Annotated in this window: 26 protein-coding genes; 24 read left to right on the forward strand and 2 right to left on the reverse strand. The window is 70.2% G+C overall.

What is annotated here, in order from left to right; genetic code table 11:
- The first annotated feature begins 18 nt into the window (after positions 1–18).
- From GGQ83_RS19995 to GGQ83_RS02155, 15 genes are all read left to right on the forward strand, one after another.
- Positions 19–876: a DUF3489 domain-containing protein gene (locus GGQ83_RS19995; protein WP_242534831.1), complete on the forward strand. Its 858-nt coding sequence runs from the start codon at positions 19–21 to the stop codon at positions 874–876.
- A 145-nt stretch (positions 877–1,021) separates the two neighbouring features.
- Positions 1,022–1,318 carry a hypothetical protein gene (locus GGQ83_RS02090; RefSeq protein WP_184381940.1) on the forward strand — a complete coding sequence of 99 codons (297 nt, stop codon included), beginning with the start codon at positions 1,022–1,024 and terminating at the stop codon, positions 1,316–1,318.
- A gap of 78 nt (positions 1,319–1,396) precedes the next feature.
- Positions 1,397–1,912 (forward strand): MerR family transcriptional regulator, encoded by a 516-nt coding sequence (locus GGQ83_RS02095; RefSeq protein ID WP_184381941.1) that lies wholly within the window; start codon positions 1,397–1,399, stop codon positions 1,910–1,912.
- Positions 1,913–1,937: 25 nt separating this feature from the next.
- On the forward strand, positions 1,938–3,851 hold the full coding sequence (locus tag GGQ83_RS02100; protein ID WP_184381942.1) for a phage terminase large subunit family protein: 1,914 nt from the start codon (positions 1,938–1,940) through the stop codon (positions 3,849–3,851).
- Between the two features lie 13 nt (positions 3,852–3,864).
- The gene (locus GGQ83_RS02105) at positions 3,865–4,101 is read left to right on the forward strand and encodes a phage head-tail joining protein (RefSeq protein ID WP_132287570.1); all 237 of its coding nucleotides are present in this window, start codon (positions 3,865–3,867) and stop codon (positions 4,099–4,101) included.
- Positions 4,101–5,588 (forward strand): phage portal protein, encoded by a 1,488-nt coding sequence (locus GGQ83_RS02110; protein ID WP_184381943.1) that lies wholly within the window; start codon positions 4,101–4,103, stop codon positions 5,586–5,588. Before GGQ83_RS02105 ends, GGQ83_RS02110 begins: the two co-directional genes overlap by 1 nt.
- Positions 5,585–7,078 carry a ubiquitin-activating E1 FCCH domain-containing protein gene (locus tag GGQ83_RS02115; protein ID WP_184381944.1) on the forward strand — a complete coding sequence of 498 codons (1,494 nt, stop codon included), beginning with the start codon at positions 5,585–5,587 and terminating at the stop codon, positions 7,076–7,078. Before GGQ83_RS02110 ends, GGQ83_RS02115 begins: the two co-directional genes overlap by 4 nt.
- Before the next feature lie 25 nt (positions 7,079–7,103).
- The gene (locus GGQ83_RS02120; RefSeq protein ID WP_184381945.1) at positions 7,104–9,209 is read left to right on the forward strand and encodes a prohead protease/major capsid protein fusion protein; all 2,106 of its coding nucleotides are present in this window, start codon (positions 7,104–7,106) and stop codon (positions 9,207–9,209) included.
- Positions 9,210–9,291: 82 nt separating this feature from the next.
- The gene (locus tag GGQ83_RS02125; protein WP_184381946.1) at positions 9,292–9,639 is read left to right on the forward strand and encodes a DUF2190 family protein; all 348 of its coding nucleotides are present in this window, start codon (positions 9,292–9,294) and stop codon (positions 9,637–9,639) included.
- A complete protein-coding gene (locus tag GGQ83_RS02130) occupies positions 9,636–10,274 on the forward strand; it encodes a structural protein (protein ID WP_184381947.1) in 639 nt (212 codons plus the stop codon). The genes GGQ83_RS02125 and GGQ83_RS02130 overlap by 4 nt, the downstream gene beginning before the upstream one ends.
- Positions 10,275–10,291: 17 nt before the next feature.
- A complete protein-coding gene (locus GGQ83_RS02135) occupies positions 10,292–10,579 on the forward strand; it encodes a head-tail joining protein (RefSeq protein WP_242534833.1) in 288 nt (95 codons plus the stop codon).
- A gap of 10 nt (positions 10,580–10,589) precedes the next feature.
- A complete protein-coding gene (locus GGQ83_RS02140; RefSeq protein WP_184381949.1) occupies positions 10,590–10,889 on the forward strand; it encodes a hypothetical protein in 300 nt (99 codons plus the stop codon).
- Between the two features lie 3 nt (positions 10,890–10,892).
- Positions 10,893–11,618, forward strand: coding sequence for a DUF6441 family protein (locus GGQ83_RS02145; protein WP_184381950.1), 726 nt, complete (start codon positions 10,893–10,895; stop codon positions 11,616–11,618).
- A complete protein-coding gene (locus tag GGQ83_RS02150; protein ID WP_184381951.1) occupies positions 11,615–12,061 on the forward strand; it encodes a hypothetical protein in 447 nt (148 codons plus the stop codon). Before GGQ83_RS02145 ends, GGQ83_RS02150 begins: the two co-directional genes overlap by 4 nt.
- 21 nt (positions 12,062–12,082) lie before the next feature.
- On the forward strand, positions 12,083–13,036 hold the full coding sequence (locus tag GGQ83_RS02155) for a phage tail tube protein (protein WP_184381952.1): 954 nt from the start codon (positions 12,083–12,085) through the stop codon (positions 13,034–13,036).
- Between the two features lie 227 nt (positions 13,037–13,263).
- Here GGQ83_RS02155 and GGQ83_RS02160 read toward each other — a convergent pair whose 3' ends face one another.
- On the reverse strand, positions 13,264–15,588 hold the full coding sequence (locus GGQ83_RS02160) for a DUF4238 domain-containing protein (protein WP_207017862.1): 2,325 nt from the start codon (positions 15,586–15,588) through the stop codon (positions 13,264–13,266).
- A 383-nt stretch (positions 15,589–15,971) separates the two neighbouring features.
- Here GGQ83_RS02160 and GGQ83_RS02165 point away from each other — a divergent pair, with 383 nt between their 5' ends.
- From GGQ83_RS02165 to GGQ83_RS02200, 8 genes are all read left to right on the forward strand, one after another.
- A complete protein-coding gene (locus tag GGQ83_RS02165) occupies positions 15,972–16,349 on the forward strand; it encodes a hypothetical protein (RefSeq protein ID WP_184381954.1) in 378 nt (125 codons plus the stop codon).
- Positions 16,350–16,513: 164 nt separating this feature from the next.
- A complete protein-coding gene (locus GGQ83_RS02170; RefSeq protein WP_184381955.1) occupies positions 16,514–16,666 on the forward strand; it encodes a hypothetical protein in 153 nt (50 codons plus the stop codon).
- Between the two features lie 29 nt (positions 16,667–16,695).
- Complete coding sequence (locus tag GGQ83_RS02175; protein WP_184381956.1) at positions 16,696–18,852, forward strand: tape measure protein; 2,157 nt, start codon at positions 16,696–16,698, stop codon at positions 18,850–18,852.
- Positions 18,853–18,856: 4 nt separating this feature from the next.
- The gene (locus GGQ83_RS02180) at positions 18,857–19,543 is read left to right on the forward strand and encodes a hypothetical protein (RefSeq protein ID WP_184381957.1); all 687 of its coding nucleotides are present in this window, start codon (positions 18,857–18,859) and stop codon (positions 19,541–19,543) included.
- A 2-nt stretch (positions 19,544–19,545) separates the two neighbouring features.
- The gene (locus GGQ83_RS02185; protein WP_184381958.1) at positions 19,546–20,112 is read left to right on the forward strand and encodes a hypothetical protein; all 567 of its coding nucleotides are present in this window, start codon (positions 19,546–19,548) and stop codon (positions 20,110–20,112) included.
- The gene (locus GGQ83_RS02190) at positions 20,109–20,465 is read left to right on the forward strand and encodes a DUF6950 family protein (RefSeq protein WP_184381959.1); all 357 of its coding nucleotides are present in this window, start codon (positions 20,109–20,111) and stop codon (positions 20,463–20,465) included. The genes GGQ83_RS02185 and GGQ83_RS02190 overlap by 4 nt, the downstream gene beginning before the upstream one ends.
- Positions 20,466–20,479: 14 nt before the next feature.
- Positions 20,480–22,501, forward strand: a complete 2,022-nt coding sequence (locus GGQ83_RS02195) for a phage tail protein (protein WP_184381960.1) — start codon at positions 20,480–20,482, stop codon at positions 22,499–22,501.
- 12 nt (positions 22,502–22,513) lie between these two features.
- Entirely contained in the window at positions 22,514–24,355 is a 1,842-nt protein-coding gene (locus tag GGQ83_RS02200) for a hypothetical protein (RefSeq protein ID WP_184381961.1), read from the forward strand.
- A gap of 24 nt (positions 24,356–24,379) precedes the next feature.
- Here the strand turns inward: GGQ83_RS02200 and GGQ83_RS02205 are convergent, their stop codons facing one another.
- Positions 24,380–25,513: a flavin monoamine oxidase family protein gene (locus GGQ83_RS02205; protein ID WP_184381962.1), complete on the reverse strand. Its 1,134-nt coding sequence runs from the start codon at positions 25,511–25,513 to the stop codon at positions 24,380–24,382.
- 659 nt (positions 25,514–26,172) lie between these two features.
- On the opposite strand from GGQ83_RS02205, the gene GGQ83_RS02210 reads away from it, so the two are divergent.
- Positions 26,173–26,637 carry a cupin domain-containing protein gene (locus tag GGQ83_RS02210; protein WP_184381963.1) on the forward strand — a complete coding sequence of 155 codons (465 nt, stop codon included), beginning with the start codon at positions 26,173–26,175 and terminating at the stop codon, positions 26,635–26,637.
- Positions 26,638–26,693 lie beyond the last annotated feature (56 nt).

A 26,693-nucleotide genomic window follows, 5' to 3' on the forward strand; every position in this document is an offset into this window, starting at 1 on the left:
GAACCGGAGACCACCACGATGACCAAGCTTTCCGACAGCCAGCGCGTGATCCTGAGCGCCGCCGCGCAGCACGAGATGGGCCTCGCCCGCGCGCCGAAGACCCTGCCGGCCGCGGCCCGCAACGCGGTCTTCCGCAGCCTGATCAAGAACAACCTTCTGACCGAGATCAACGCGCCGCGGGAGCATGTGGGGCTCGGTTGGCGCCAGGACGAGGACGGGACCTGGATCGTGGCGCGCATCACCGACGAGGGGCTGCGCGCCATTGGCATCGATCCGAACGAGGGCGACGCGGTTGCCGGCGAGCCCGACTGCTCCGGCATCGAGGGCAGCGTGCCAGACACGGCGCCCACGGTGGCGCCGGACGCGGAGCCCGCCGCACAGGACGCCACGGTCGCCGAAGCCGCCCAGGCCGCGCCCCTGGCGGAGGAAATCGCCCTGCTCGACCAGGCCCTCGCGGCACGCGCCGCCGCGCCGCGGACCAGCCTGCGCGACGCCGCCGCGGCGGTCCTCGCTGCCTGGGACGACGAGGCCAACCGCGCCACGGACATGATCGCCGCGCTCGACGCCCCGATGGAGGCGCTGCGCACCCTGCTCGCCGGCAAGCCGGCCCGCGCCCCGCGCGAGGCCGGAGCGCCACGCAAGCCGCGGGAGGGCACGAAGCAGGAGCAGGTCCTGGCCATGCTCCGCCGGCCGGAGGGCGCCACGGTGGCGCAGATCGCCGAAGCGACTGGCTGGGCGCAGCACACGGTGCGCGGCTTCTTCGCCGGGCTGAAGAAGAAGGGCCACGCGGTCGAGGTGAAGTCGCGGGAGCGGATGGTCGGCCCGAACAAGACCGGCGCGAAGGGCTCCTTCACCATCTACGCCCTCGCGGAGTGAAGCATCTCAGCCACGCCACTGAACATCATCGAGAGCGCCAGGGATCATCCAGATTCCCGGCGCTTTATCGAGTTGGCTGCGCTCCGACACAGCGCGAATCGTCCGTCACGCGCAGGGCATCCCGCCCCGCTAGACGGAGACGCAGATGAGCGTGAAGCCAAAGTGCACGGAGCGACGCTGGATCATCCTGGCGCAGGATGGCCGGCACGTGACGATGGGCCGCGCCGCGCCGCCCCGCAAAGCCGAGGTCGAGGCCGCCGCCGCGGCGCTTGCCGCACAGGGGCTGGCAGGCTGGCTCGCCACACTCGACGGGAACTACTGGTCGCGCCGCCGCGTGGCCCTCGCGCCGGTGCAGATGCTCGGCGACGGCGCCACGCTGGACTGGTCCGCCGCCATCACCGCCTTTGAAGCCGCCCGCCAGCGCGCCCTTCGTCCCCTCTGAGAAGGCCGGCATCGCCATCACGCGCGGCGGCTTGCGGGCCCCCATCGCGGCTCCGCGATGGGAGGCAGAGTCGCCGCCATGCCGGAAATGACCGCCTCCACGCGCGAGGCCGCCCGTCGCCTCGGCGTCAGCGACACCGCCATCCACAAGGCCGAGCGGGCGGGCCGCATCGCCCGCGAGCCGGATGGCCAGTGGGACATCGACAAGACCCGACGTCGCCTGGTGGAGACCGCTGATCCCGCCCGCTCGCCCCTGGCCAGTGGCGCGGGCGCGGACGGCACGCCCTTCGCGCGGCTGAAGGTCGCGCAGCTCGCACTGAAGGTGGAGGCGCAGCGCCTCTCGCTGGACGAGACCAAGCGCCGCCTGGTCGATGTCACTGAGGCCAACGCCGCGCTCGACGAGATCGGCAGCACTATGCGCGACGCGCTGCTGAACTGGCCGGCCCGCGTCTCGGGCCTGATCGCCGCCGAGATCAGCGTCGACCCGCATCTGCTGCAGACCATCCTGCAGAGCCACATCAACGACCTGCTGACGGAGGCGGCCGATCGCTTCGATCCAGCAGGCCTCGGAGGGGACCGGTCTCCGCAGCCGTGAGCATGTGCGCCGGCGCGTGGGCGCCATGCTGCGCCCGCCGCCACAGCTCACTGTGTCGGAATGGGCCGAGCGCCACCGCATGCTCGGCAGCCGCGCCTCGGCCGAACCCGGTCCCTGGCGCACCAGCCGTACGCCGTATCTGAAGGATGTGATGGACGCGCTCTCGGCGGTGCATCCCGCCCGGCGCGTCGTCTTCGTGAAGGGCGCGCAGGTCGGCGCCACGGAAAGCGGGAACAACTGGCTCGGCTACATTATGCACCACGTGCCGGCGCCCGCGCTGGCGGTGCAGCCGACCGTGGAACTGGCCAAGCGCTTCTCGCGCCAGCGCATCGACCCGCTTCTGGAGGAAACGCCGGCGCTGCGGGAGCGCGTGGCACCCGCCCGGGCGCGGGACAGCGGCAACACCATGCTTTCGAAGGAATTCCCCGGCGGCATCCTGGTGCTGACGGGCGCGAACAGCGCGGTCGGGCTGCGCTCGATGACGGCGCGGTTCCTGTTTCTCGACGAGGTCGACGCCTATCCCGGTGACGTCGCCGGCGAGGGTGATCCCATCGCCCTGGCAGAGGCACGTGCCCGGACCTTCGGCTGGCGGCGCAAGGCCTTCCTCGTCAGCACGCCCACCATTGCGGGCCGCAGCCGCATCGAGCGGGAATACCTGGCCAGCGACCAGCGGCGGTTCTTCTTGCCGTGCACCGCCTGCGGCGAGATGCAGTGGCTGCGCTTCGAGCGACTGCTCTGGGAGAAGGGTGCGCCAGAGACGGCGCGGTATCATTGCACCGCCTGCGACCACCCGATGCAGGAGCACGATAAGACCGCCATGCTTGGCGGCGGGGAATGGCGCGCGACGGCAGAAGGCCAGGATCCCCACACGATCGGCTTTCACATCTCGGCGCTTTACTCGCCGGTGGGCTGGCTGTCCTGGGAGCAGATCGCCCGCGATTGGGAGGCGGCCCAGGGTAAGCCCGAGGACATCAAGACCTTCAAGAACACGGTCCTGGGTGAGACTTGGCAGGAGCAGGGCGAGGCCCCGGATTGGGAGCGCCTGGTGGAGCGCCGCGAGGATTTCACCATGGGCGTGGTGCCCACGGGCGCGCTGGTGCTGACGGCTGGCGTGGACGTCCAGGACGATCGCCTCGAATGCGACGTGTGGGGCTGGGCGGAGGGCTTCTCCTCCTGGCTTGTCGACCACATCGTGATCTCCGGCAGCCCGCGGGACCGGGAGCCCTGGGATGAACTCGCTCGGGTGCTGACGCGCGACTGGCCGCGCCACGGTGGCGGCGCGATGCGCATCGCCCGGCTCTGCGTCGATACCGGCGGCCGGGACACTGCCGCCGTCTATGGCCACCTCCGCCGCCTGCGGGATCCGCGCATCGCGCCCACGAAGGGCATCGACGGGTGGAACCGGGCGCAGCCCGTCCACGGCCCGACGCCGGTGGATGCGCTGGTCAACGGCCAGAAGCTCCGGCGCGGGCTGAAGCTCTGGACCGTCTCCGTCTCGACCTGGAAGGCCGATCTCTATCGCCGGCTCTGGCTCGGCCGCGGCGATGCGGAGGAGCTTCCGCCCGGCTGGGTGCACCTGCCGCGCGCAGTCGAGGTGGAGTGGGTCAAGCAGTTGGTCGCCGAGCAGCTGCGCACCACGAAGGACCGCCGCGGCTTTGCGCGGCAAGAATGGGCCAAGCTGCGAGAACGTAATGAGGCACTGGACTGCGCGGTGCTGGCGCGCGCGGCGCTCTGGCTGCTCGGTGCGGATCGCTACGGCGAGCAGTTCTGGACGCGGCTGCGGGATGAGGCGGCAGATGCGCCGCTGCGGCCGAGCGAAATTCCCGCCGCCGGGAATGTCGCTCCTCCATCGCCGGCGTCGCAAGCCGTGGCGGTGCCGCCATCCGACACCCAGCGCCCCCGGGGCTGGCTCGCGCCGCGCAGCGGCTGGCTTCGCTGAGAGGAGGACGATCATGGACCCCACCGTCCTCGCCTGGGCGCTCGCCCAACCTGCCGGCACGCGCGCCGCAGTCCTGGCCGCCGCCTTCACCGGCGGCACCACGCGCGTGACCTTCGACGGGCGCACGGTGGAGTACCGCTCTCTGGACGAGCTCGGTCGCGCCCTGTCCGTCCTTCACGCCGCCGAGAACGCCGCCGCACGCCGCCCCAGCGTCACCTTCGCCAGCTTCTCCCGCGAGGGCAGCAAGTGATGGGGCGTCTGCGAGATGCCTGGCACGCCCTTCGTGGCTATGCCGCGGCGCAGGACAGCCGTGCCTCGAGCTGGGCGGCCTCCGGCAGCAGCGCCACGGCCGAGGTTGGTGCCGCCGCACCCACCGTGGCGCGCCGGGCCCGCGACGCCGTGCGCAACGACCCCTACGCCGCCCGCATCGTCGATCTCTGGACTGGCAATGCCGTCGGCGCCGGCATCACCACCCGCTGGCCCGACCAGGCCCACGCCGAGGCCTGGCGCCGCTGGTCCGACAGCACGGCGTGTGACGCCGAGGGCCGGCTCGACCTCTATGGCCTCCAGGCCCTGGTGATGCGCGCCGTGGTCGAGAGCGGCGAGTGCTTCGTCCGCATGCTGCCGGCCGACATCACGCCCGCCAATCCGATCGGCCTGCGCCTGCAGGTGCTGGAAAGCGATCACCTCGACACAGCGCGGCAGGGCGTGATCGAGGGCGTCCCCACCCTACAGGGCATCGGCCTGGGCGAGGCCGGTGAGCCGGTCGGCTATTGGCTGCATCGCGTGCATCCCGGCGCGTCCTGGGTTCTGCCAGGGGGAGCCACCTGGTTGAGCAGCCAGCGCGTCCCCGCCCGCGACGTGCTGCACATCTATCGCAAGCGCCGGCCCGGCCAGCTGCGCGACGTCTCCTGGCTGGCGCCGGTGCTGACGCGGCTGCGCGATCTCGGCGATTACGAGGCCGCGCTGCTGATGAAGGCCAAGATCGAGGCCTGCCTGGCCGCGGTGGTCTCCGAGGATGGCGATGACGCCATGACCGGCCCCGCATCGGGCCTGCTCCGCGATGCACAGGGGCGCACAGTGGAGAGCTTCGAGCCGGGCATGATCCTCTATCGCCGCGGCATGGGATCCGTGGAGGTGGTGAACCCCTCCGGGGGCGGCAGTCACGCCGCTTTCGCGCGCCGCGCATTGGAAGCGTCCGCCGTCGGCACGGGCCTGACCTACGACCAGGTCGCCGGGGACCTCACCCAGGCGAACTACTCCAGCCTCCGCGCCGGCAAGATCGAGTTCCGCCGGCTCTGCGAGCAGGTGCAGTACGGTATGCTGATCCCGATGCTGGTGCGGCCCATCGCCGATCGCTTCCACCAGCAGGGCGCGCTGCTCGGGCTGTGGGGCGCTGAGGTGCCGGACGGCCTCTCGCATGTACCGCCGGCGCACGAGATGATCGACCCGCTGAAGGACACGACGGCGCTGATCGCCCAGGTTCGGGCAGGCTTCGTGCCGCAGCCCGAGGCGGTCGGCGCCTTCGGCTACGACTTCCGCCAAGTGGTCGAGATGATCCGCGAGGCCAACGCCCTGCTCGACGAGGCCGGCCTGTCGCTCGACAGCGATCCCCGCCGCGTCGCGAAGTCGGGCGCCGCCCAGGACGCCGCCCAGCTCGCCGCCATCGAGATCGCCGCCACCGGTGCCGCAGCGCCCCGTGCCGAGCCAGCGTCTGCCCCAGGAGCACAGCCATGACCGCAGGCGCCTACGACTGGACCGACGACATGCTCAAGATCAAGAGCATGCAGAAGAAGTTCCGCGACAGCTTCAACGGCACCGAGATCAACCCGGCGCGATGGGAAATCGCGGCCACCGGCGGCGGCATCACCCACACCGTGGCGGATGGCGCGGTCACCATCTCCACCGGCACCACGCTGGACGACGAGCTGACGCTCACCAGCCGCACCACCTTCACCATCCCGCTGAGGGTCATGGTGGCGGTGAATATGAGCCAGCGCATCGTCGGCCAATCCGTCTGGCTCGAGCTGGTCAGCATCGATCCCACCACCGCCCAGCCGGATGGGCGCAGCGCCGCGGCCTGGCGGCTGGATGGCGCCAGCCCGACGCTCGCCAACTACGAGGTGGGGAGCGAGGGCGCGCCGCGCCTCGGCAGCACTTCCGGCAGCACCATTCCCACCACTGCGCCCGCGGGCTGGTCGGTGCTGGAGCTCGAGCCGACCAACGACGAATGCTACTTCCACGGGCGGCTGCTCGACACCACCGCGGCGCGCTCGAACTCCTATGTCCGCCACCAGCAGATCCCAGAGCCGAATGCGCTGTATCGCTTTCGCATCCGCGTGCGGAACCGGCAGGTCTTCCACGGCATCTCCGCGGTGGCGAACAATGGCGGAGGCGCGGTGCGCATCACCCGCGCGGCGCATGGCTTTGCGACGAACGATGTGGTGACCGTCGCCGATGTATCGGGCGTGCCGGGCGCCAACGGCACGTTCACAATCACGGTCATCGACGCGAACAGCTTTGACCTGGTGGGCTCGACCTTCACCGGCGCCTATCTGAACACCGGCTGGGCCTCGGTCTCGCGCAACCTCGCGCCGGTCTCGAACACCGACATCAAGGTCCAGTTCGTCACCATCGCGGACTATGCCGAGCTGACGACGGAAATCACGGCCGGCCGCGGCCAGTCGGTTGCGGGCCAGGGGCTGGGCGTGAACGTCCTCAGCACCATCCCGCCGAGCGTCACGCCGGTGGGCGGCCAGGCGCGCAACACGAGCGGCGCCTTGCCGGTCCTGGCCGCCACCGGCTACTCGGCCAACCCGGTCGCGGTGACCACGGCGCGCGGCGTCGATCTGCTGGCGACACTGATCGGCGCGCTGGTCACCAAGCCCTACGCCATCCCGGAGGCCGACTGGCAATACGCCGCTGCCACGGGCGGGATCATCAACACCACCGACGTGGTGCTCCGGGCGGCCGCCGCGGCCGGCATCCGCAACTACGTGACCTCGATCGACATCCGCAACGCGCACGCGACGGTGGCGACGGAGGTGGTGATCAAGGACGGCGCCACGGTGATCTGGCGGCAGCTGCTGCCGGCCGCGATGGCCGCGCCCGTGGAGATCACCTTTCCCACGCCTCTGCGAGGCACTGCGGCCACGGCCATGAACGTCGCCTGCATCACCACCGGGGCGCAGGTCTACGTCAACGCGCAGGGCTTCGCCGCGCCCTGATCGGCGCTGCCCAGGAGAACGCCTCATGATCGAGCCGATCGAACCGGGCGGGGACCTCTCCGCGCCGGAGGCCACGCCTTTGCCCGATCGACTTCCCACCGCTGGGCAGTCGATCATCGCGTGCCGCGCCCTGGCCGCACCGGTCACGGTCAATCGCGCGGCCCGCACCGTCGAGGTGGTGTGGTCCACTGGCGCCCGCGCGCGGAACTTCGTGCCCCCGCTCGGTCTCATCATCGAGGAGCTCGACATGCGGCCGGAGGCGGTGCGCATGGACGCGCTGCGCTCGGGCCGCGCGCCCGTCCTCGACACGCACCGCCGCGCCGGGACGCGGGATGTGCTCGGCCGCGTCACCGCCGCCCGCCTCGAGGCCGGCCGCGGCTACGCCACGCTTCAGTTCAGCGGCGCGGACGACGTCGAGCCGGTCTGGCAGCGCGTCGCGGACGGCACGCTGCAATCCGTCAGCGTCGGCTATCGCGTGCACCGCTACGAGCCGCGGCCGGACGCGGCCACCGGCCAGACCATCCACCGCGCCGTGGATTGGGAGCCCTACGAGATCTCGATCGTGCCCGTCCCGGTGGACGCGGCCGCTGTCGTCCGTGGCGAGGGGGATCAGGGCACCCCCGCCACCGCCATCGAACCCGCCCTGACCATCCCCGAGGAACCACCCATGCCCGAGACGACGCCGGCTTCGCCGGATCCCGCGCCGGCGCCGCCCGCGCCGCCCAGCACCTCGCCCCAGGAGAGCCCCGTGACCACCACCGCCCCGCCGGAACCCACCCGCGCCGCACCGACCCCGCCCGATCTCGAGGCCATCCGCGCCGAGGCGGACCGCGCCGCCGTCGAGCGCATCGCCGCCTATGAGCCGGTGCTGGCCGCCGCTCGCGGCCTGGTGACCCCCGACATGCTCGACGCCATGCGCGAGGCCGCCATCCGCGACCGCATCTCGCCCGAGGTGCTGCGTGGCCGCCTGTGGGACGCCTTCGCCCAGAGCGCGCCGCGCCCCTCCCTGCCGGCGCGCCCGGAGACCGGCCCCGGCCAGGACGACCCGGCCAGCCTGCTCGACGCCATGGCCGAGGCGCTCGCCGCCCGCTCCATGCCCGGCTACCAGGCGCCCAGCACCGGCCCCGGCGCCGGCCGCCACGTCGAATTCATGGGCTGGCGCCCCTCCGACATGATGGGCGAACTGCTCCGCGCCCGGGGCGAGCGGAACATCCCCCGCAACCCGACCATCCTCGCCGAGCGCGCCTTCCACACCACCAGCGACTTCCCCGCGCTGCTCTCGGCCGCGGCCAACAAGATGCTGCTCGCGGCCTATGCCCCGGCGCAGCCGACCTATCGCACGCTGTTCCTCCGCCGCGATTTTCGGGACTTCAAGCCGCACCGCCACCTGCGCGTGGGGGATTTCCCCAACCTCGTGGCGCTGTCCGAGAACGGCGAGATCCAGGCTGGCACCATGTCGGAAAGCCAGGAGCTGGTGTTCCTGCAGACCTTCGCGCGCCGCATCCGTGTGACGCGGCAGATGCTGGTCAACGACGACCTCGGCGCCTTCACCGACTTCGCCTCCATGATCGGCCGGCGCGTGGCCGATTTCGAGAACGCGACGGCCTATGCGCTGGTGAACAGTGCCAACGGCGATGGCCCGACGCTCATCACCGGCAATGCCGCGGTCTTCGGCACGGCTGCGGCACGCGCCAACAAGGCGGGTGCCGGCACGCTGCTGGACCTGCCGAACCTGGCGCTCGGCCGTGCCGCCGTGATGCGGCAGCGGACGCTCGACGGCCTGCCCATCGCGGTGGGCTCGCAGATGCGCCTGCTGGTCGGGCCGAACCAGGAGCTCGCGGCGCGGCAGCTGACGGTTAGCGTCGCCGCGACGCAGACCTCGAACGCGAACGTCTATGCCGGCTTCGTCCAGCCGCTGGTCGAGCCGCTGATCCCGGCCAACCGCTGGTACCTCTTCTCCGATCCCTTCTCGGCCCCCGTCTACGTCTACGGCTATCTGAACGGCGCCGAGGGACCGCAGGTCACCACAGGCAATGTCCAGGGCGTGGATGGCGTCGAGGTCTCGGTGATCTTCGACTTCGGCGTGGGTGCCATCGACTGGCGCGGCGCCTGGTTCAACCCGGGCACCTGATCCCGGCTCATCCCGTCCATCGTGAACCCATGCAGAGGGCGCCCCACCGGGCGCCTTCTGCGTTTCTGGAGCTCCCATCCCCATGCGCAACTACGTCCAGCCGGGCAACAGCCTGGCCATCGCCGTTCCCTATGCGGGCGGCATCCTCTCCGGCCAGGGCGTCCTGGTCGGCGCACTGTTCGGCGTGGCCGCTGTCGACGGCGCGCAGAACGCCGTAATCGAGGCCGCCACCCAGGGCGTCTTCGACATCACCAAGGAACCCGCGCTCGCCATCACCGCCGGCGCCCGCGTCTTCTGGGACAACACCAACCGGCGCATCACCACCACCGCGACCGGCAATTTCCAGGTCGGCATCGCCACCCTGGCCGCGCTCGCCGCGGACACCACCGTCCGGGTGTGGCTGAACCGCGTGCCGGCGATCGGCACGTGAGCATCGATCCCAAAGCCACGCGGGGCTATCGCAACCGCAACCCGGGCAACATCGAGCACGTCCCTGCCAACAAGTGGCAGGGGCTGGCCGAGCCGCCGTCGGATGGGCGCTTCTGCCGCTTCACCAGCCACGAACTCGGCATCCGGGCGCTCGCCGCGCTGCTGGTCACCTATCAGGACCGGCACAAGCTGCGCACGCCACGCGCGATCATCGAGCGGTGGGCGCCCAAGGTGGAGAACGACACCGCGGCCTATGTCGCAGTGGTAGCGCGGCGGATCGGCGTCGGGCCGGATGATGCGATCGACCTGCATCGGCACGATCATCTCCGCCCGCTCGTGGAGGCCATCATCCACCATGAATGCGCCGGGCTGTCCTATCCGGTCGGCGTGATCGATCGCGCGCTGACCCTCGCGGGCGTTCCTCCGGCCGCGCCCGTGACGCTGCGGGAGGTCGCCGCCGTCACAGGCACCGGCCGCGGTGCAGTGCTGGTGGGTGCCGCGGGCATCGCCACGGCGGTCGCGCAGGCCGCACCGGCGATCCAGGCGCTGGGCACGCTGGCGCCAGCCGTCGCCATCGCGGTCATCGTCGCCGCGGTGGTGGGCGTTCTCGCCTGGCGGCTGCGGCGGCCAGCATGAGTGCCTTCGCCGCGGCCATGGACGCGCTGGCCGCGGATCCGAACATCGGCACGACTGCGACCTATCGCACGGGCGGGACCGGGGCGCCGGTCCTGCTCCGCGTGCTCCGCTCGTCGCCGGACCGGCTGGGCGACGCCTTCGGTACCAGCGTGATCCAGGCATCGGACATCCTGACGGTGGCCATCGCCGTGCTGCCCAGCGCCGAGGCCGACGACACCTTCACCCTCGGAGCCGACACCCTGACCGTCCAGCACGCGGAGCGCGACGCCGCCGGCATCGCTTGGCGCGTTTTCTGCCGCCGATAGGAGCACCGCCATGATCGACCCCGAACGCATCGGCAGCATTATCGGTGAGGCGCTGCTCGCCGGCGCCCTGGGCGCGCTCGGGGCGATGGCGCGCTTCTCGTCCACCGACCGGCCGCTGCTGACCCGCGCCTATCTGCTGCACGCGCTGGCCGGCGGCAGCCTCGGCACCGGCGCCTGGCTCATTGCCCATGCCTTCGAGCTCGACGGCTGGTGGCTGTTTGCCGTCGCGTGGCTGGCCGGCACGCTCGGCTATGCCGCGCTGCACGATCTGCTGCTGCGCATTCTCAGCCGCAAGTTCGGCGGGCGCTGATCCATGCGCCTCGGCGCCAGCATCGTGGGCGACCTCCGCAAGGTGCTGGCCGATGAGGTGAAGGCGGGGGAGCGCGCAGCCATGACCGCCATCCGCGCCGAGACGGAGCAGGTGAAGGCCGAGTTGCGCCGGCAGGTCACCACCGCCTTCTCGGGTAACGCCCGCGGTATCGCCAATGCCTGGCGGTCGATGATCTTCCCGCGGTCCGGGCAGTCGCTGCGGCCGGCGGGGCTGGTCTTCACCAAGGTGCCGAACGTCATCGACGCATTCGAGCGTGGGGCGCTGATCCGCGCCAGGGGCGGAGGGAAGTTCCTGGCCATTCCGACTGGCTTCAATGCGGCGCGGGGACGCAGGGGGCGCGGCGAGAAGGACATGCGGGTCACGCCGGCCCAGATGGTCGCTTCCGGCCAGGCCTTCCTGCGGCCGTTCAAGTCGGGGCGGGGTTTCGTGTGGTGCCTGCCGCTGCGGCAGGGCGAGCAGACCGGGCGGCGGCGCAGGACCCGGCTGGTGGCGGGCGGGGTCACGGAAGTCGGTACGGCCAACCGCAAGGGCCGCGAGGCCTGGGCGCGCGGCCTGCTGGAGCAGGGGATGGTGCCAATGTTTCTCCTCCTGCCCCAGGTGAAGCTCGCCAAGCGGCTCGACGTGCGCGGTGCGGCTGAGCGCGGGCTACGCCGGCTGCCGGGCCGTTTCGTCGCGGCATGGGAGCGCGAGAGCAGGCGGTCAGCATGAGCGCGCGCGAGACCGCCATCGCCGCGCTGCACAGCCGACTCGTCACGTCGCTGGCCGTTCGGAACCCGGCACCGCTGGTGCTGCGCGGCGAGACCATCCCGCAGCGCATTCCTGCTGGCGGGCTAGTGGTCGTCCGCGACGGCGAGGCGGTGGAGGAGACACCAATCCTCTCCCCGCTCACCTGGCAGGTTGAGCACCGCGCCGAGGTCGAGATCACCGTGGCCGGCGCCATACCGGCCGCGCGCAGCACCCTGCTCGATGCGCTCTTGGTGGATGTCGCCGCGGCGATCACCGCCAACCGCACGCTCGGCGGCGCTGTGGAGTGGGCGCAGCCCGGCAGCGCCTCATTCGAAGATATCGAGTTCGAAGGCGCCGCAGCGGCCCGTGCCGCCGCCATCCCCATCACCCTCTGGTTCACCGTCGCCGGCTCGCCGCTGGCCTGATCCCCTTCCAGGAGAAAGCCCATGCCCCGTGCCATCGGCGCGAATTGCCGTCTGCTCATGCTGCCCGAGACCGTCTATGGCACCGCCCCCGGCAGCAACTGGCGGCGCATGCCGTTCCTGTCCTGCGATCTTGGCGCCGAGCAGCCGCTGCTGGATGCCGACGTCATCGGCGTGGGCAGCAACCGCGATCCGGCCGCGCCCTTCCTCGACACGGTGACTGTCGCTGGCCAGGCAGTGGTGCCGGTCGATCTGATCAACATCGGGCACTGGCTGCGGCTGCTGCTCGGCGCGCCGACCACCACCGGCACGACCAACTTCATCCACACCTTCGGCTCGGGCGCGGCCTCGCTGCCGAGCAACGCCATGGAGATCGGCTATCCGGACGTGCCGTCCTTCGACGTCTGCACCGGCGTGCGCGCCGACACGCTGGAGATGGACTTCACGCCCACCGGCGCGGCGACCGCGACCTTTGGGCTGCTCGGCCAGGGATCGGTGCGGACCGGCGCGACGTCAGGCGGCACGCCGACCAGCGCGGCCTACACCGCCTTCAACAAGGCGCAGGGGTCCATCACCCGCAGCAGCGTGGCGCTGGCGCAGGTCACCGGCGCGCGGCTCACCTACGCCAACGGCATGGAGGCGGTGCGCACCATCCGCGCCGATCGTCGCGTGGAGGGCGTCGATCCCGGCATCGCCCGCTGCACTGGCCAGATCACCGTGCGCTTCGAGAATACAACGCTGCTGGCCCAGGCGCAGGCCGGCACCTCGGCCGAATTCGCCATGGCCTTCACCATCGATGCGAACCGCAGCCTGACCATCACGCTGCACGAGGTCTATCTGGCGCTGGCCAAGACGCCGATCGAGGGGCCGGCCGGCGTGGAGGCCAGCTTCGATTTCAGGGCCGCCTTCAACGCGACGGCGACGCGGATGATGACGGCGGTGCTGCGGAACCAGCAGGCCGCCACGGATTACGCGTGAGGCCGGAACATGGGCTGGCCGGTCGCTTCGTGCGGAACGCGGCGGCAGGCGCCTTCGGCCGGACGTATTCTTTGCCCTCGTGAGCGGGCATGTAAGCAGCCCTCCAGTCATGGGCGATGGCGAGGGTGCGTGTCAGTCATTGCGCGTGGCGGCGCCACCGGTCTTGTGTTTATGGGGGGCAGTCAATCCATCGCTGCCCAGGCGCGAATTAATGCTGCTGGACGTAGCTATCGGTCCGAATCTGGACGCCGGATGTAGAAAGCCATTGGCACCATCGAAAGGTGGTGCTCCGAGCTCGACATGAGCAGCAGCCGGTTGATGGCGTTGTCCTGTATGCCGCTCGGAGCGAACACGCATGACATCCTGCCCGCGTTGCCAGGTTCTCTGCGCTTACGAAGCGCCGTTTGTGCTGACGCGTGTGCGCGCGCGAACCGAGCGGCTAGTCCGTCCTCGAAGTTTGGCTTTGCGTCGCGCAGTGCGACCGTCCCGAGATAGCGGAACATCTCTGCGAAGAGCTTCGGGTAGGCGTCAAGCAAACCGTCCCGCGCCAAACTGACCATTCGATCGGCATCGTCTGGAAAGAGAAACACAGCATTGGCGATGTGCGCGGCCAAGCGCCCGAGCCTCGCTGGAGGCGCTCCAGCACGCGGCTGTGCCGCGCGGAGAATCTCCTGCCAGCGAAAAGCGCTGTCGGTTACGATCGTAGCCCCGGTCGCCTGCGCCAGATACATCGCGATCTCGAAGTTCGGGCTCATCTGCATGAGGCGCATCTGGCCGCCATCCTCACCGCCCTCAAAAATGCCGTCCTGCAGTGCTGCGAGCGGGTCCTCCTCCTTCATCCGTTCAATCGCGCTTCGCATCCCGGCGAGGCCGTCGTCATCGAGGTCAGGAAAGCCCTCGCGGAGCCGCGCATCCCGCGCGCCCTTAGGCCACATGAGCACGTCACGCATCTGGTCGAGGCGAAGCAACTCCTTGAGGCGAGGCTCGTCGCGCAGCCGGATCGGGATCCCACCGGTACGCTCCTGCGCCATCGCCATGGTCTCGCGACGGAGGTGGTAGTCGAAGGTCAAAGGATCTGGGACCAAGTTGATGAGTCCAGCATCCACCATCGGCATGACATTCAGGAAGAAGGCGACCGACTTCAGGAACTCCAGATGGTAGGCCCGCGGGTGCTCGGTTGGCCTGAACTTCTGCGCAATAGTGCCAGCATGCACGAACGGGTTCTCAACGATGAGTTCCCCGAAATACGCTGACGCGCCGATCGCGAACTCGACAATCGACTGCGGATGGAGAGAGCCGGTGTAGATGGCGCGCGGCCTGCCGTCAGGTTTGGGGAGCAGGGCAAGCAGGTCGGTCTCAAGCGGCCAGAGCGCCTCGTGCAGGGAATAGACCTCCCTGATCTGCTCTTCGGTCAGTTCACGCCTGACGGCTGTCCAATCTTTGCCCTGGTCCATCTGAAGGATCGAAAGGATGCCATTGAAAAAGACCAGATTGCGCTCGCGAATGCTCCGCTCAGTCCAGATCGGTCGCAGCGTTGGTGGTCGGGTGTGACAGCACAAACGATAGGGCTGTCCGGATCCGCAACCGCAGGGATCGCCGGGTGCCAGGTCGCGGACGGGTAGCGCCTTCTTCAGCGCCTCGCGCTCCTTCTCCGTCCGGCCGAATGCGTCCTGGTAGTGGACACTACCGTCCCTGTAGCCAACGAATGTCTCGCCGCCGAAGCCCCAGAGTTGGTCGCGCGGCGGGAGAAGCGTCGTGGCAAGGTCTGCCCACGATCCGACTGCCAGATCCTCCGGCTGCAACCACTCCCTTCTACCGGCCGCCACATATCGCCGCGCTCGCGCCTTCAGCACGCGGTTGATCCTTGATACCTCCAGGCTCGTCAGTCGGCGGGCGCGGATGAACTTGTCGGTGCGCGCCAGCGATGGGCGGAAGTTGCGCGCAAATGTCCGCTTTTCGGCGGGCGCCGCGGCTGGATCTTTGGCGTATTCAAGGTTCGTCAGAATCAGACAGTGGTTCCGACCGAGCGGAAAGAGCGTCTGTGACCCTTTCAGCGCAATCCCTGGTTCGTTGGGGTACACGCACTGCGGCGCACCGGGCGGCATGGCGTGGTTGTAAATGGTCACGGGATGGTCGGTGATGATGAACTTCACCTCGCTATCCTCGGCGGACACGACCTCCCTAACGCATTGGGTCCAGATCGTGGTGTGCAGCATGCGGATGCCCAGCATCTCCCGCATGAGTTCATTCTGATTTAGCAGGGGATACTGTCCCCTTAGCCACGCCAATCCCTTCGGCGTTCGCAGCTTCTGGATGTCGAGATATTCAAAGAACGTCCCGAAGTGCTCGTGCCAGTTGGCGGGATCCGTGGCCTCGAATGCCCTCACGGCATCCGCGCCGCGCGTGTCGATGTTGCCGAAGAGCCGCCGCTCGATCTCGTCGCTGACAGCCGTGCCAAAAAAAGTTGAGTAGAGGTCGGTTTGAAAGAAGCAGCGCCTCGGGGGGGCGTCGAACAGCGAACGCGCCCGGATCACCCGTCCGTCGTCCAGCACCTTGGTCGGTGGGTCGAGGTCAAGGTAGGCGAGCGTCGACGCCCCGGGTTCTAGGAATCGCGTCTGATACCATCGTGGGACGAAGTGGTTGTCTCGTGTAATCGCCATTTAATCGTATCACCGTATAGGTGCGTCACAGGAACAACAAAGGTATCATGGGTCATTGCATCTGCCGGTGTCGGTTACCGGCCAGCAATGTCTGCTCATGGTCCACTACCAGACATACTGGGTCGGGGAACGAGCTTCACTCTTCGGTCGAATTCTGCTTCGGCCTTCTCCGTGTCCAAGCTAGGGCCGAGGCCCGCTGCCGGGACTGAGCGCTGTCCGGCAGCCCCCATAGCAGGCGGCGAATCCGCATCGTCCAATTCCAAATGGAGAACTGTATGCTCACCCTCGACCTCCCGGTCGAGCCGTACTGGCTCGACCTGCCGCGCGGCGTCCGCGTGGAGATCCGCCCCGTCACCACCGCCATCATGGCCGCCGCCCAGGCCGGCTCCGCGCGCCGCCTCGGCGCGCTGCGGGCCGCGGAGGCCGACCTCGACCCCGACATGGCGCGCGGCCTCGCCTTCGCATTTCTGGTCAAGGCGCTGGCCCGCCACGCCGTCACCGCCTGGGAGGGGGTCGGCGACACTGCCGGCAAGCCGCTGCCGCTCTCGCCCGAGGCCGTCGAGCGGCTGATGGACATGGACGAGATGGCCGCCGCGTTCTGGGATCGCGCTACCGACCCGGTTGCTGCCGTGGCGCTGGAGGGAAACGGCTAAGGGCCCGGGCCGAGTGGCACTTCGGCAAGGGCCCTGACTACTGCCGCGGCTGCGCGGCTCTCGATCGCGACTGCGGGCTCGCCTGTCCCTACGCCGCCCACGCGCCGGCCAGTGTCGAGGGCGCCGCAGCCTGGGCCGCCGGCACCACCTGCGCCACGGCGACCATGGCCGGCCTTGATCTCGACATGCCGGCGGCGCTGACCACCGCCCGCGAGATGGGTGCAACCGGCTGGGCCGCAGCCGAACTGCTGCTCGCCATGCGCATGGGCCTCGCCGCCGGCAGCGCCGCGCGGCGCACTGATCCCCCCGAGCCCTGACGACCCCACCGACGCAGGAGGCGTGACCCATGGCGGATAGCACGCGCCGCGTCTCGGTCCGGCTGTCGCTGGACGACGCCGCCCGGGTCAAGCAGGAGCTGCGCGAGGTCGGCGAGACCGGTCAACGCTCCCTGGAGCGGATCCAGGGCGGCGCCGACCGCGCCTCCCGCGCACTCGACCTGCTCGATGTCGCCGTGCGCGGCGTGCAGATCGCCGGCCTGGCCGCCGGGCTGCGCGCCGTGGTCGTGGCCGGCGATGCGCTCACCCAATCCATGGGCCGGCTGAACACCGCGCTCGGTTCTGTCGAGCGCGCCGGCGAGATCTACGACCGGCTGTATCGCGACAGCCTGCAGACCGGCGTCGCGGTGCGCGAGAGCGTGGACGCCTTCGCCCGCTTCTCGATCGCCGCCCGCGAGATCGGCGCCACCTCCGACCAGGTCGCCACCCTGGTCGGCGGCCTGCAGCGCATCGCCATCGCCTCCGGCGCCAGCCAGCAGGAGATCGCCTCCAGCACCCAGCAGCTCGCCCAGGCGCTGGCCTCGGGCACGCTGCAGGGCGACGAGCTGCGCAGCATCCTCGAAGGCCTGCCGACGCTCGCGCAGGCGCTGGCGCGCGAGCTCGGCGTCTCCATCGGTGAGCTGCGCAAGCTCGGCTCCGAGGGCAAGCTCACCGCCGACACGGTCTTTCCCGCGCTGCTGCGCGCCGTCGAGCGGCTGAACGGCGAGTTCGAGCGCGCGCCGCTTTCCGTCGGCCGGGCCTTTGGCCAGCTCACCGCAGCGGCCGACCAGTTCCTCGCCCGGCTCGACCAGGCGATCGGCCTGTCCAACGCCCTTGCGCGTGCGCTCTCCGGCGCCGCCCGTGTCCTGGATGGTGTGCGCCGCGGTTCCGGCTTGCTGTTGCCCAGCGAGCAGGAGGCGGACCGCCGCGCCCAGGCCGAGGCCCTGCGCGCCCAGATCGCCCGTCTCGAGGCGGAGAGCGACGGCCGCGACAGCCTGCGCTCCCAGCCTCGTCGTGGTTCGATCCGGGGCGGGCTGGTCGGCACCGCGCAGCAGCAGGCCGGCGTCGATCGCGCTGCCCGCCTGGAGGAGCTGCGCCGGCAGTACGCGGAACTCCAGGAGGAGATCACCCGCGGCGAGCAGGCTGCCGGCGAGCGGCAGCGCACCGAGCAGGAGAGCGCCGCCGCCCAGGCCGCGGAGGCCCGCCGCCGCCGCACGGCCGCGGATGCGGAGGAACTCCGCAAGGCGCTCGACGACCGCTTTCGGATCAACAGCGAATATGAGGACCGGGTTCGCCGCCTGCGCGAGGCCGAGGCCGCGGGCGGCATCACCGCCGCCGACCGCACCCGCCTCGAAACCCTGGCGTTGCGGGAACGCGACGAGGCGCTGCGCCGCATCGAGGGCACTACCCGCCGCGTGGCATCCATCCCGCGCCCCGACCGCGAGGCCGAGCGCGAGATCAACGACATCATCCGCGAGCGCGAGCGGCTGATCCAGAACAACGAGAATGCCCAGGAACGCTACACCCGCCGCCTGGAAACCCTCGGCCGGCTGGTGGAGCGCTCCGAGCGCATCGGCCAGCCCATCCCCGACGAGACGGTCTCGCGCGAGGCCAATGCCGCGCTGGAGGAGCTGGAGCGCAGCCAGCAGCGCGTGCAACAGGCCACGGAGCGCACGAGCAATACGGCGCGGGAGCTCGGCCTGACCTTCTCCTCGGCCTTCGAGGACGCGATCATCAAGGGCGAAAGCTTCTCCAAGGTGCTGCAGGGCATCCTGCAGGACATCGCCCGCATCGTGGTCCGCCGCACCATCACCGAGCCGCTCGGCACGGCAGTAACCTCCAGCCTGGCTGGCTTCGACTTCGGCTCGATCTTCTCAGGGCTGGGCTCGGCGCTGGGCGGGTTGTTCCGCGCGGAGGGCGGGCCGGTGGCGGGCGGCCAGCCCTACATCGTCGGTGAGCGCGGTCCCGAATGGTTCGTGCCGAACCGTAGCGGCACGGTGCTGCCCAATGGCATGGCGCCCGGTGGGCCAGTGATCAACCAGAGCATCACCATCGATGCGCGCGGCGCCGATGCCGGTGTCGAGGCGCGGCTGCGGGTGCTCTCGGCGCAGATCGTGCGGCAGGCCAGCGCCGCGACGCTCGACGCCATCCGCCGCGGCGGCAGCGCCACCTCCATCGTGCGGGGATAGGGCCATGACGGAATACGCCTGGCCCGCCACGCTGCGCCCGTCGCGGCTGAGCTTCTACCTGCAGCACAACACGCTGCGGTTCGTCTCGCCGGTCACCCGCGCCACCCAGGTGCTGCGGCGAGAGGGGGCGCGCTGGGTGGCGGAGGCGAGCTTCGAGCCGCTGGGGCGCGTGCAGGCGGGCGTGATGGACGGGCTGCTGGCGGCACTCGCCGGCTCTGCCAACACCGTACGCATCTGGGACTGGCGGCGCGAATACCGCACCGGCGATCCGCGCAGCCAGGGCGATGTGCCGACCGGGCCATACAGCTTCTCCGACGCCACCATCTTCACGGACGGGACCGGGCTGGTGGTGGGCTCCGGCAATCCGTCGCTCGCGGCCGGCGCGCCGCGTGGCGCGCTGTCCATCGTCACGCAAGGCTGGTGGCCGAGCACGGTGGCGGTCGGCGCCGGCGACTACATCGGGCTGGGTGGGCGGCTCTACATCGCCACTGCCGCGGTCGCCGCCTCGGGCGCCGGCACCGCCACCATCGCCATTGCGCCGCCGCTGCGCGCCGCGGTGGTGGTCGGCGAGCCGCTGATCCTCTCGCTGCCGAGCGTCCCCATGCGGCTGGTCTCCGATGACGAGGCGGCGAACCCGACGCGCCCCGGTCCCTTCGCCGCCGTCACCATCCGCATGGAGGAGGCGCTGTAGCCATGTCCGGCACCCCACGCCTCAGCAACCAGGCGGCGTCCGCGGCCACCGCGCCGATCGCCACGCCGGTGGTGCTGGTCGAGCTCGACTTCGCCACCGGCCCCTTTCGTGTCTGGACCGGGCTCGGCCTGCTGGATTGGGCCGGGAAAGTGTTCGAGGGGGCCGGCAGCATCGGCGCCATCTCGGATGTGGAGGAGACGGTGGAGCTGCGCGCCGTGCGCCTGACCCTAGCGCTGTCGCCGGTGCCGCAGGAGGTGGTGGATATCGCCTTGGCCGAGCGCAGCTACCGCCTCCGGCCGGTCACGCTGTGGGGCTCGCTGCTCGATGCCCAAGGGTCATTCGTGGCGGACCCGTTCCCGCTCTGGGCGGGGCTGATGGACACGATGGAGGTGACGGACGGCGCGGAGCCCTCCGTGGCACTCGCCTGCGAGAGCCGGCTGGTGGACCTCGAGCGCGCCGAGGTGCGGCGCTACACCGACGCCGACCAGCAGGGCGAGTATCCCGGCGATCGGTTCTTCGAGTTCGTCCCCGCCCTGCAGGAGGCGGAAATCCGGCTGCCCATCCAGTGAATCGGCTGCCCGACTGGCCGGAGCGGCTGGCAGCACTCATCACCGCAGCTGAGCATCGCCCCTTCGACGCAGTGCGCTGGAATTGCGGGCGCTTCGCCATGGCCGCGGTGATGGCCTGCACCGGGCAGCGGCTCTCGTGGCAGCATCGCCCCTCCTTAGCGGAGATGGCGGACACCACCGGCCACCCGCGCGTGGCGGTGCCCTTCGCCCGGACTGGCGACGTGGTGCTCGCTGCCGACCCGGATCGCCTCGGCGTCGTGCTCGACGTCGGCCGCGCCGCCTTCGTAGGGCCCGCGGGCCTGCTGCGCGTGCCGATCACGACCTGCGCCGTGGCATGGCGCATCGGCTGGTGAGGGACTGACAGACCATGCCCGTCGCCATCCCCTTCATCGCCGCCGCCGCAGGGGCGGCCGCCTCGGCCGTCATTGGCGGCGGCGTCCTGGGCGCCGTGGCGGCCGCCGGTGCCGCCCTGGTAGTGTCCGCCGTGGGCGCCGCCGTATTCCGCCCCAAGTCGCCCTCCGCCGCCCGTAGCGCCAACGTCACGCCAGGGACGGACACCGGTCCCGGCTCCGGCTTCGATCCCCGCACGCCCGGCGCCGGCCGCACCCAGTCCTTCCGCCAGCCGATCACCGAGCACCAGATCGTCTTCGGCCGCTGCCGTACCTCCGGCCCCGTCGTGTTCCTGCATTCCGCCACCGACGACGAGGGCCGCGCTGATGGCTTCCTGCACGTCGTCGTGGTGCTGGCCGCCCATCGCGTGCGCGCCATCGGCGAGGTGTTTCTGAACGGCACCGCCTCCACCGACCCGAAGTTCTCCGGCCTGCTGCGCATCGACCGTGCGCTCGGCGATCCCGGCCAGACCGCCAATGCCAATCTCGTGGCGGACACCGGTGGCCAATGGACCGCGGCCCATCGCGGCCAGGGGCGGGCCTATCTCGCCGTGCGCCTCAAGCTGCGGCCCGAGGCGTTTCCGTCCGGCGCGCCCAGCCTCTCCGCCATCGTCGAGGGGGCGGACACCATCCTCGACCCGCGCACCGGCGCTACCGGCTGGTCCGAAAATCCGGCGCTCTGCCTAGCCTGGTACCTGACCTCGCCCTTTGGGTGGCGCGCGGCCTGGGCCGACATCGACCTGCCGGCGCTGATGGCAGCGGCGAACATCTGCGACGAGATCATGGGCCGGCGCGATGGCACCGCGGAGCGGCGCTACACCGTGAACGGTGCCGTCACCCTGGGCGAGGGCAAGATCGCCATCACCCGCAAGCTGGTCGCCGCCATGGCGGGCGCGCTCGTGGTCTCGGGCGGGCGCTTCTACATCCACGCGGGGGCGCCGGCGCTGCCGGCCGCCACACTCACCTCCGACGATCTGCGGGGCGACGTCACCATCGTCGGCTCGCGTCCGCGGCGGGATCTCTTCAACGGGGTACGCGCCGTCTATGTCGAGCCGGCCGCGGCCTGGCAGCCGACCGATGCACCGCCGCTGCTCGCCAGCAACTACGTCACCGAGGACGGCGGCGAGGCGATCTACCGGGACATGGAGTTCCCGCTCACCACCTCGGCGGCCACCGTCCAGCGCCTGATGAAAATCGAGCTGGAGCGCAACCGGCGCCAGCGTGAGGTGGCGATGCAGGCCAACCTCTCGGCGCTGCGCCTGCGGCCCTGGGACGGGGTGACGGTGGCCCTGGAACGCCTGACCCCATTCCCAGCGCGCGTGACAGGCTGGGCGCTGGCGCCGGATGGCGGGGTGAACCTGCAACTGGCCGAGGAGGACCCAGCGGTCTGGGCATGGAACCCGGCGACGGACGAACGGGCGACAGGCCAGAACCCCTCGGTGGTGCTGCCGAACCCGGGCGTGATCGCGGCGCCGGCGACCATCCTGGTGGAGACGCCGCTCGGGACGACCTTCACGGCGATCGCTGTGTCATGGTCCGCCGTGGGCTCCGCCTATCTCGCCGGCTACGAGATCGAGTTCCGGCCGGCTTCGGTCGCCGTGTGGCAGGGGTACGCGGGTGGCTTCGGCGCCACCGCCGTCGCCATCCCCACGGCCGAGCCGACCGCCTTTCGCGTACGGGCGCAGGCGCGCAGCGGCGCCGTGTCGGGCTGGCGCGAGGCGTTGGTGCCGGCTGCCGCGTCAGGGCTCGCCGCCACCGGCATCGCTGGTGGCGTGCGCCTGTCGGGCGGCTTTCCCGCCGATGCCGTGCGGCTGCAGGTCTTCGAGGCCAGCAGCGCCAGCCTCGCCGCGGCGTCTAAGCTGGCCAGCGAGCCGACCGCACTCCCATGGGATCGCACCGGCCTCACCACCGGCCAAACCCGCTGGTACTGGCTGCGCAGCGTCTCGGCCGAGGGCAACGTCTCGGGCTTCGCCGGCCCGGTCACCGCCACAGCCCTCTGATCGGAGAACGCCATGCCGGCCCGCATCGACGACCTGCTGGTCCTCAACGCCAACCTCAACAAGACCGACTTCGCCAAATACCTCCGTGATCGGGAGGCCGTGCTGCCGAACGACTTTGGCGGGCTCGGCGATGGCGTGGCCGATGATCGCACCTCCATCCAGGCGGCCTTCGATCGCGCCGGCGCGGACCAGAAATTCGCGATGATTCCGCCCGGCACCTGGAACGTCTCCGGCACCGTGACCCTGCCGGGTGGTGCCCGCGGGCTGATCATGCAGGGCACCATTCGCTACACCGGCACCGCGCCCACCTCCGTGCTGGTGCTGGGCGACGGCGGGACCATCCGCAACGCGGAAAAGCTCTACACCGGGCTGAACGTCATCCGGCAGACGATCTCCGACTGGTCGTCCGAGGCCGATATCGGCATCACCGTGCGCAACGTGGATGCGAGCCAGATCGAGCTGCGCCGCGTGGAAGGCTTCACCATCGGCATGCGCACGCTGGGCGACGGCCGTGGCGTGGAGGACAGCACCTTCACGCTGGGGCGTATCGTCAACAACCGCATCGGCCTCGACATTTGGTGCGCGACGGCGACGGCCTGGAACACCTCGATCCGCTACTACGGTGGGCACTTCGCCCAGGCGACGGGGGTGAACGCCGCAATGGATCGCTTCGGTGTGCGCTTCGGCAATGAGGCGGGCGCCTATTCCAACCACAACCGCCACGTCTTCGACGCGCCGAACTTCGAGCTGCGCCAGGCCGGTAGCAACATCGCCATCCCCTTCCTGAACCAGACCTCGGGCAGTGCGATCATCGCGCGCAACATGCGCATGGAGGCGTGTTCGCCGCTCGCCGCTCGGCACACGGCCGGAGCACAGGATTGCGAGTACGACATCGCCTGGACCAACACCTACCTGGTCGGCATCGACTACACGGCGACGGCGAACCGCTGCGGCAATGCGGTGATTAACCGGCACCGCGCGCCGGCGTCGCGGTTTCAGCGCTTTCTCGCCGGCGTGCCGAACACCCGCGCGGCGACGTTCCGGCAGTCGGCGACCGAAGTGGGCGTCGAGGGGCTGATCACCATCGCCACCTCGACCACCACCGCGACCTTCATGGCGGATTTCTGCTTCAACGGGCTGACCGACCTGACGCCGACCGATCGGGCCATCACGCTGGCGGCAAACCGTGGGCTGGGGTGGATGCTCGACACCTCCCAGGCGAAGGAGTTCGCCCTGGCGCATTGGCTGACAAGCGGCGCCTCGGGCGGGCGGCTGTTCGTGCGCGTGTTCGATGGGGCGGGGAATGTCCGCGAGGACATCGCGGGCGACGTGCTGGCCTCGATCACCACGATGCAGTGGAACGGGCCGGCTAAGGGCTGGAATGCCGGTGCGCCGATGGACGACGCCAACTTCAATCGGCGGCAGACCATCCGTGTCGGCGCGTCCGTGGCCTACGCGCAGGTGGGCGTGATCGGCTTCGATGGGCCCATCGACCTGCAATCGCTGCGGCTCTACGGGCTACCGGAGGCCGCGCCCGCGGTGCTGAATGGCACCCCGCTGCTGACGGGAGCGCTGTTCGGCTCGGGCCGGCGGGAATTCGCAGCGGAGGTGTCCTGGGACCTGCCGAGCCTCGCGCCCGGGGCGACATCGCTGCTCGACGTCACGGTGAACGGGGCACGAGCGGGCGACCTGGCGCAAGCATCGCTGGTGTCGTCGACGCGCTTCATCGAGCTCGACGCGGCGGTGTGGTCGAACAACACGGTGCGGGTCATGGCACGGAACATCTCCGCGGCGACGTTCGATCTGGCGGCGGCGACGCTGTCGGTGACAGTGGCGAAGCGGCGAGTGCCGTGATCCTGGGGCGTGCCATCCCCTCCCTCATGACGCCGCACGGCCTGGCACGGCGATCCGCTGCAACACCTCCGCGGCGGCGCGAGAGGCGGCATCCATCGCGCCCGCCAGGTAGCCCGGGTCGCTCGCGCTGGTCTCACTCCCAGCGAGCGACAGGCGATCGCGCCATGCGCCGCTCACCCAGGGCCCGCGCTGCGGCACGGGATGGGCCCCGCCGCGCCGGTCATCCGCGGTCGCGGTGAAGACCTCGGCAGTCCAGTCCGTCAGCAGCGTCGCCGCAGGGCGTCCGGCCTCATCGCCGAACAGCCGTACAAGTTGATCAAGGCAGGCGCGGGTGAGCAGCGCCGTGCCCGCAGCCTGACGCCGATCTGCGTCGATGCCGAGAAAGCCGAACAGCGCCGCCGCGCCTGAAGCGGTTGTCGCGTCATGGATCTCGCCCATCGGGCCGACGGCGCTCTGCGCCGTGCCAGACAGGCCGGCCGGACGCCAGAAGGGGCTGTCATAGATCGCGACGAACTTCGCGTGCGGCGCCATCCAGGTCGGCGTGTCGCGCCAGCGCAGTCGGATGGCAGGATCGATTGCCGGCTCGAAGGCGATGCTCGCCTCGAGCAACCTCGGCGGCAGCGCGGCAATCACCTGTGCTGCGAGGACGCTGTCACTCTCGCCGTCAGCCTGGGCGAGCGTCAGTCGGACATGGTCACCCTCCAGGGCGATCCGCGTGACCCACGAGGTGAGTTGGATGGAGCCCTCTGGCAGGCCGCCGGCCAGCGCGCGCACCAGCGCCCCTGTGCCGCCCACAAGTCGCATGGAGCGGGGCTCCTGCCGTATACCGGGGAAGCGCTGCGGCGGGCGGTTCGGCTGGCGTTCGACGAGAACGTCACCTTCATCGTGTTGCGGGAACGCGGCAAGGCCAAGTTGCGCCAACGCGGCCGCCATGGCCGGGTGCATGCCGGGCCAAAACCAGGACGGGCCAAGGTCGAAACCGTCCTCCGCGGGGCGTCCTGCTGCATCGGTTGAAAGGATGCGGCCGCCAAGCCGCTCGCGCGCCTCGAAGATGCAGAAGGCAATGCCCGCTTCGTGCAGCAGCCGCGCGGCCTGAAGCCCGGCGAGGCCACCACCGATGATGGCGACGGGCAGGATCCGGGTGCTTGCGGCGTCCATCTCAGCCCCTGACGCCGGCGCAGCGCGCCACAAGTGTCCCGGGTGCCACGCAGGCATCGTCATCACGGATGCAGGCATCTGCCATCAGGCGGCAGACGAGGCCACGGCCGCGCCTGAACCAATCCTGGCGGATTGCTCGATTCTTGTGCTTCGCCATGGCGTTCAGGGTCTGGATATTTCGGGACTATGGCAAGCGTCGTCCTGGCCGCATCCAGCAGCAGCTGCGCAGCCAGTAGTGGCTCTGCTTCGCCTGGTCCACTCGCCACGCTTCGTCGGTCTGGCGTGATGCCCATAGCCAACAACACCATGCGCCCGGTCGCGCGGAACATCTTCGCGGCGACGTTCGATGTGGCGGCCGCGACATTGTCGGTTGGCGTTGCGAAGCACCGGCTTCCCTAGGGCAGGCGACAGAGCGACGACGGGTTCTGGTGCCCGCAGACTGAGGGAAAACCGGGTAACCCGATTGGAAAGTGTGGCCTCCACCGTCGCCTGGCGACGGCTTCGGTTGGCTTGCATCAGGAGCTCAACCGCCGGGCGCATTACATCTTCAATGATGACCGTCTGTTTGCCGGCCTCGTGCGTTGAACTGAAGCAAGGACGTCGCCAACCGACCGGGGAAGCGAACGGCTTCGCCCGGAAGCATTCGCAACGAGGTCACCATGACGATCAAGGACACTGGTCCGAAGCCGCAATCCTTCGACATCGAGACCGCGACCAAGGAAAATCGGGATTATCGTTCCGTTGCATGGAGCGGGCGCTATCTGCAGGTGACGCTGATGTCGATCCCGGTTGGCGGCGATATCGGTCTTGAAGCGCATCCGGAGACGGATCAGTTCCTCCGCCTCGATGCTGGCCATGGCCGCGTTCGGATGGGGCCGGCGAAGGACGACATGCCCTTCGAGCAGGATGTATCGGACGGCTGGTGTGTCCTCGTTCCTGCCGGAACCTGGCACAACATTACCAACATCGGGGCAACACCGATGCAGGTCTACGCGATCTACGCGCCCGCCCATCACAAGCCGGGCAAGGTACAGGCCACATCGGCGGCGGCCGAAGCGGACCAGGATGACGAACCGGCCGACTGGTCAGTGCAGAGCGACACTGTGCTCGACAAACATGGGTGAAGGATTCTCAGCCACGGCCAGCCCTGGAAGGCGGCTGCTCCGCAGCCGGCGCCGAT

The organism is Roseococcus suduntuyensis, from assembly GCF_014196305.1.
GTDB classification, from domain to species: Bacteria; Pseudomonadota; Alphaproteobacteria; order Acetobacterales; family Acetobacteraceae; genus Roseococcus; species Roseococcus suduntuyensis.

Bases quoted from the DNA above. Each gene is read 5' to 3' on its own strand.
- GGQ83_RS02175 (WP_184381956.1), top strand. From the start codon at position 16,696: ATGGCGGATAGCACGCGCCGCGTCTCGGTCCGGCTGTCGCTGGACGAC.
- GGQ83_RS02210 (WP_184381963.1), top strand. From the start codon at position 26,173: ATGACGATCAAGGACACTGGTCCGAAGCCGCAATCCTTCGACATCGAG.
- GGQ83_RS02205 (WP_184381962.1), bottom strand. From the start codon at position 25,513: ATGGACGCCGCAAGCACCCGGATCCTGCCCGTCGCCATCATCGGTGGT.
- GGQ83_RS02150 (WP_184381951.1), top strand. From the start codon at position 11,615: ATGAGCGCGCGCGAGACCGCCATCGCCGCGCTGCACAGCCGACTCGTC.
- GGQ83_RS02115 (WP_184381944.1), top strand. From the start codon at position 5,585: ATGACCGCAGGCGCCTACGACTGGACCGACGACATGCTCAAGATCAAG.
- GGQ83_RS02105 (WP_132287570.1), top strand. From the start codon at position 3,865: ATGGACCCCACCGTCCTCGCCTGGGCGCTCGCCCAACCTGCCGGCACG.
- GGQ83_RS02145 (WP_184381950.1), top strand. From the start codon at position 10,893: ATGCGCCTCGGCGCCAGCATCGTGGGCGACCTCCGCAAGGTGCTGGCC.
- GGQ83_RS02090 (WP_184381940.1), top strand. From the start codon at position 1,022: ATGAGCGTGAAGCCAAAGTGCACGGAGCGACGCTGGATCATCCTGGCG.
- GGQ83_RS02100 (WP_184381942.1), top strand. From the start codon at position 1,938: ATGCTGCGCCCGCCGCCACAGCTCACTGTGTCGGAATGGGCCGAGCGC.
- GGQ83_RS02165 (WP_184381954.1), top strand. From the start codon at position 15,972: ATGCTCACCCTCGACCTCCCGGTCGAGCCGTACTGGCTCGACCTGCCG.
- GGQ83_RS02195 (WP_184381960.1), top strand. From the start codon at position 20,480: ATGCCCGTCGCCATCCCCTTCATCGCCGCCGCCGCAGGGGCGGCCGCC.
- GGQ83_RS19995 (WP_242534831.1), top strand. From the start codon at position 19: ATGACCAAGCTTTCCGACAGCCAGCGCGTGATCCTGAGCGCCGCCGCG.
- GGQ83_RS02125 (WP_184381946.1), top strand. From the start codon at position 9,292: ATGCGCAACTACGTCCAGCCGGGCAACAGCCTGGCCATCGCCGTTCCC.
- GGQ83_RS02110 (WP_184381943.1), top strand. From the start codon at position 4,101: ATGGGGCGTCTGCGAGATGCCTGGCACGCCCTTCGTGGCTATGCCGCG.
- GGQ83_RS02185 (WP_184381958.1), top strand. From the start codon at position 19,546: ATGTCCGGCACCCCACGCCTCAGCAACCAGGCGGCGTCCGCGGCCACC.
- GGQ83_RS02120 (WP_184381945.1), top strand. From the start codon at position 7,104: ATGATCGAGCCGATCGAACCGGGCGGGGACCTCTCCGCGCCGGAGGCC.
- GGQ83_RS02200 (WP_184381961.1), top strand. From the start codon at position 22,514: ATGCCGGCCCGCATCGACGACCTGCTGGTCCTCAACGCCAACCTCAAC.
- GGQ83_RS02140 (WP_184381949.1), top strand. From the start codon at position 10,590: ATGATCGACCCCGAACGCATCGGCAGCATTATCGGTGAGGCGCTGCTC.
- GGQ83_RS02135 (WP_242534833.1), top strand. From the start codon at position 10,292: ATGGACGCGCTGGCCGCGGATCCGAACATCGGCACGACTGCGACCTAT.
- GGQ83_RS02180 (WP_184381957.1), top strand. From the start codon at position 18,857: ATGACGGAATACGCCTGGCCCGCCACGCTGCGCCCGTCGCGGCTGAGC.
- GGQ83_RS02155 (WP_184381952.1), top strand. From the start codon at position 12,083: ATGCCCCGTGCCATCGGCGCGAATTGCCGTCTGCTCATGCTGCCCGAG.
- GGQ83_RS02095 (WP_184381941.1), top strand. From the start codon at position 1,397: ATGCCGGAAATGACCGCCTCCACGCGCGAGGCCGCCCGTCGCCTCGGC.
- GGQ83_RS02170 (WP_184381955.1), top strand. From the start codon at position 16,514: ATGGCCGGCCTTGATCTCGACATGCCGGCGGCGCTGACCACCGCCCGC.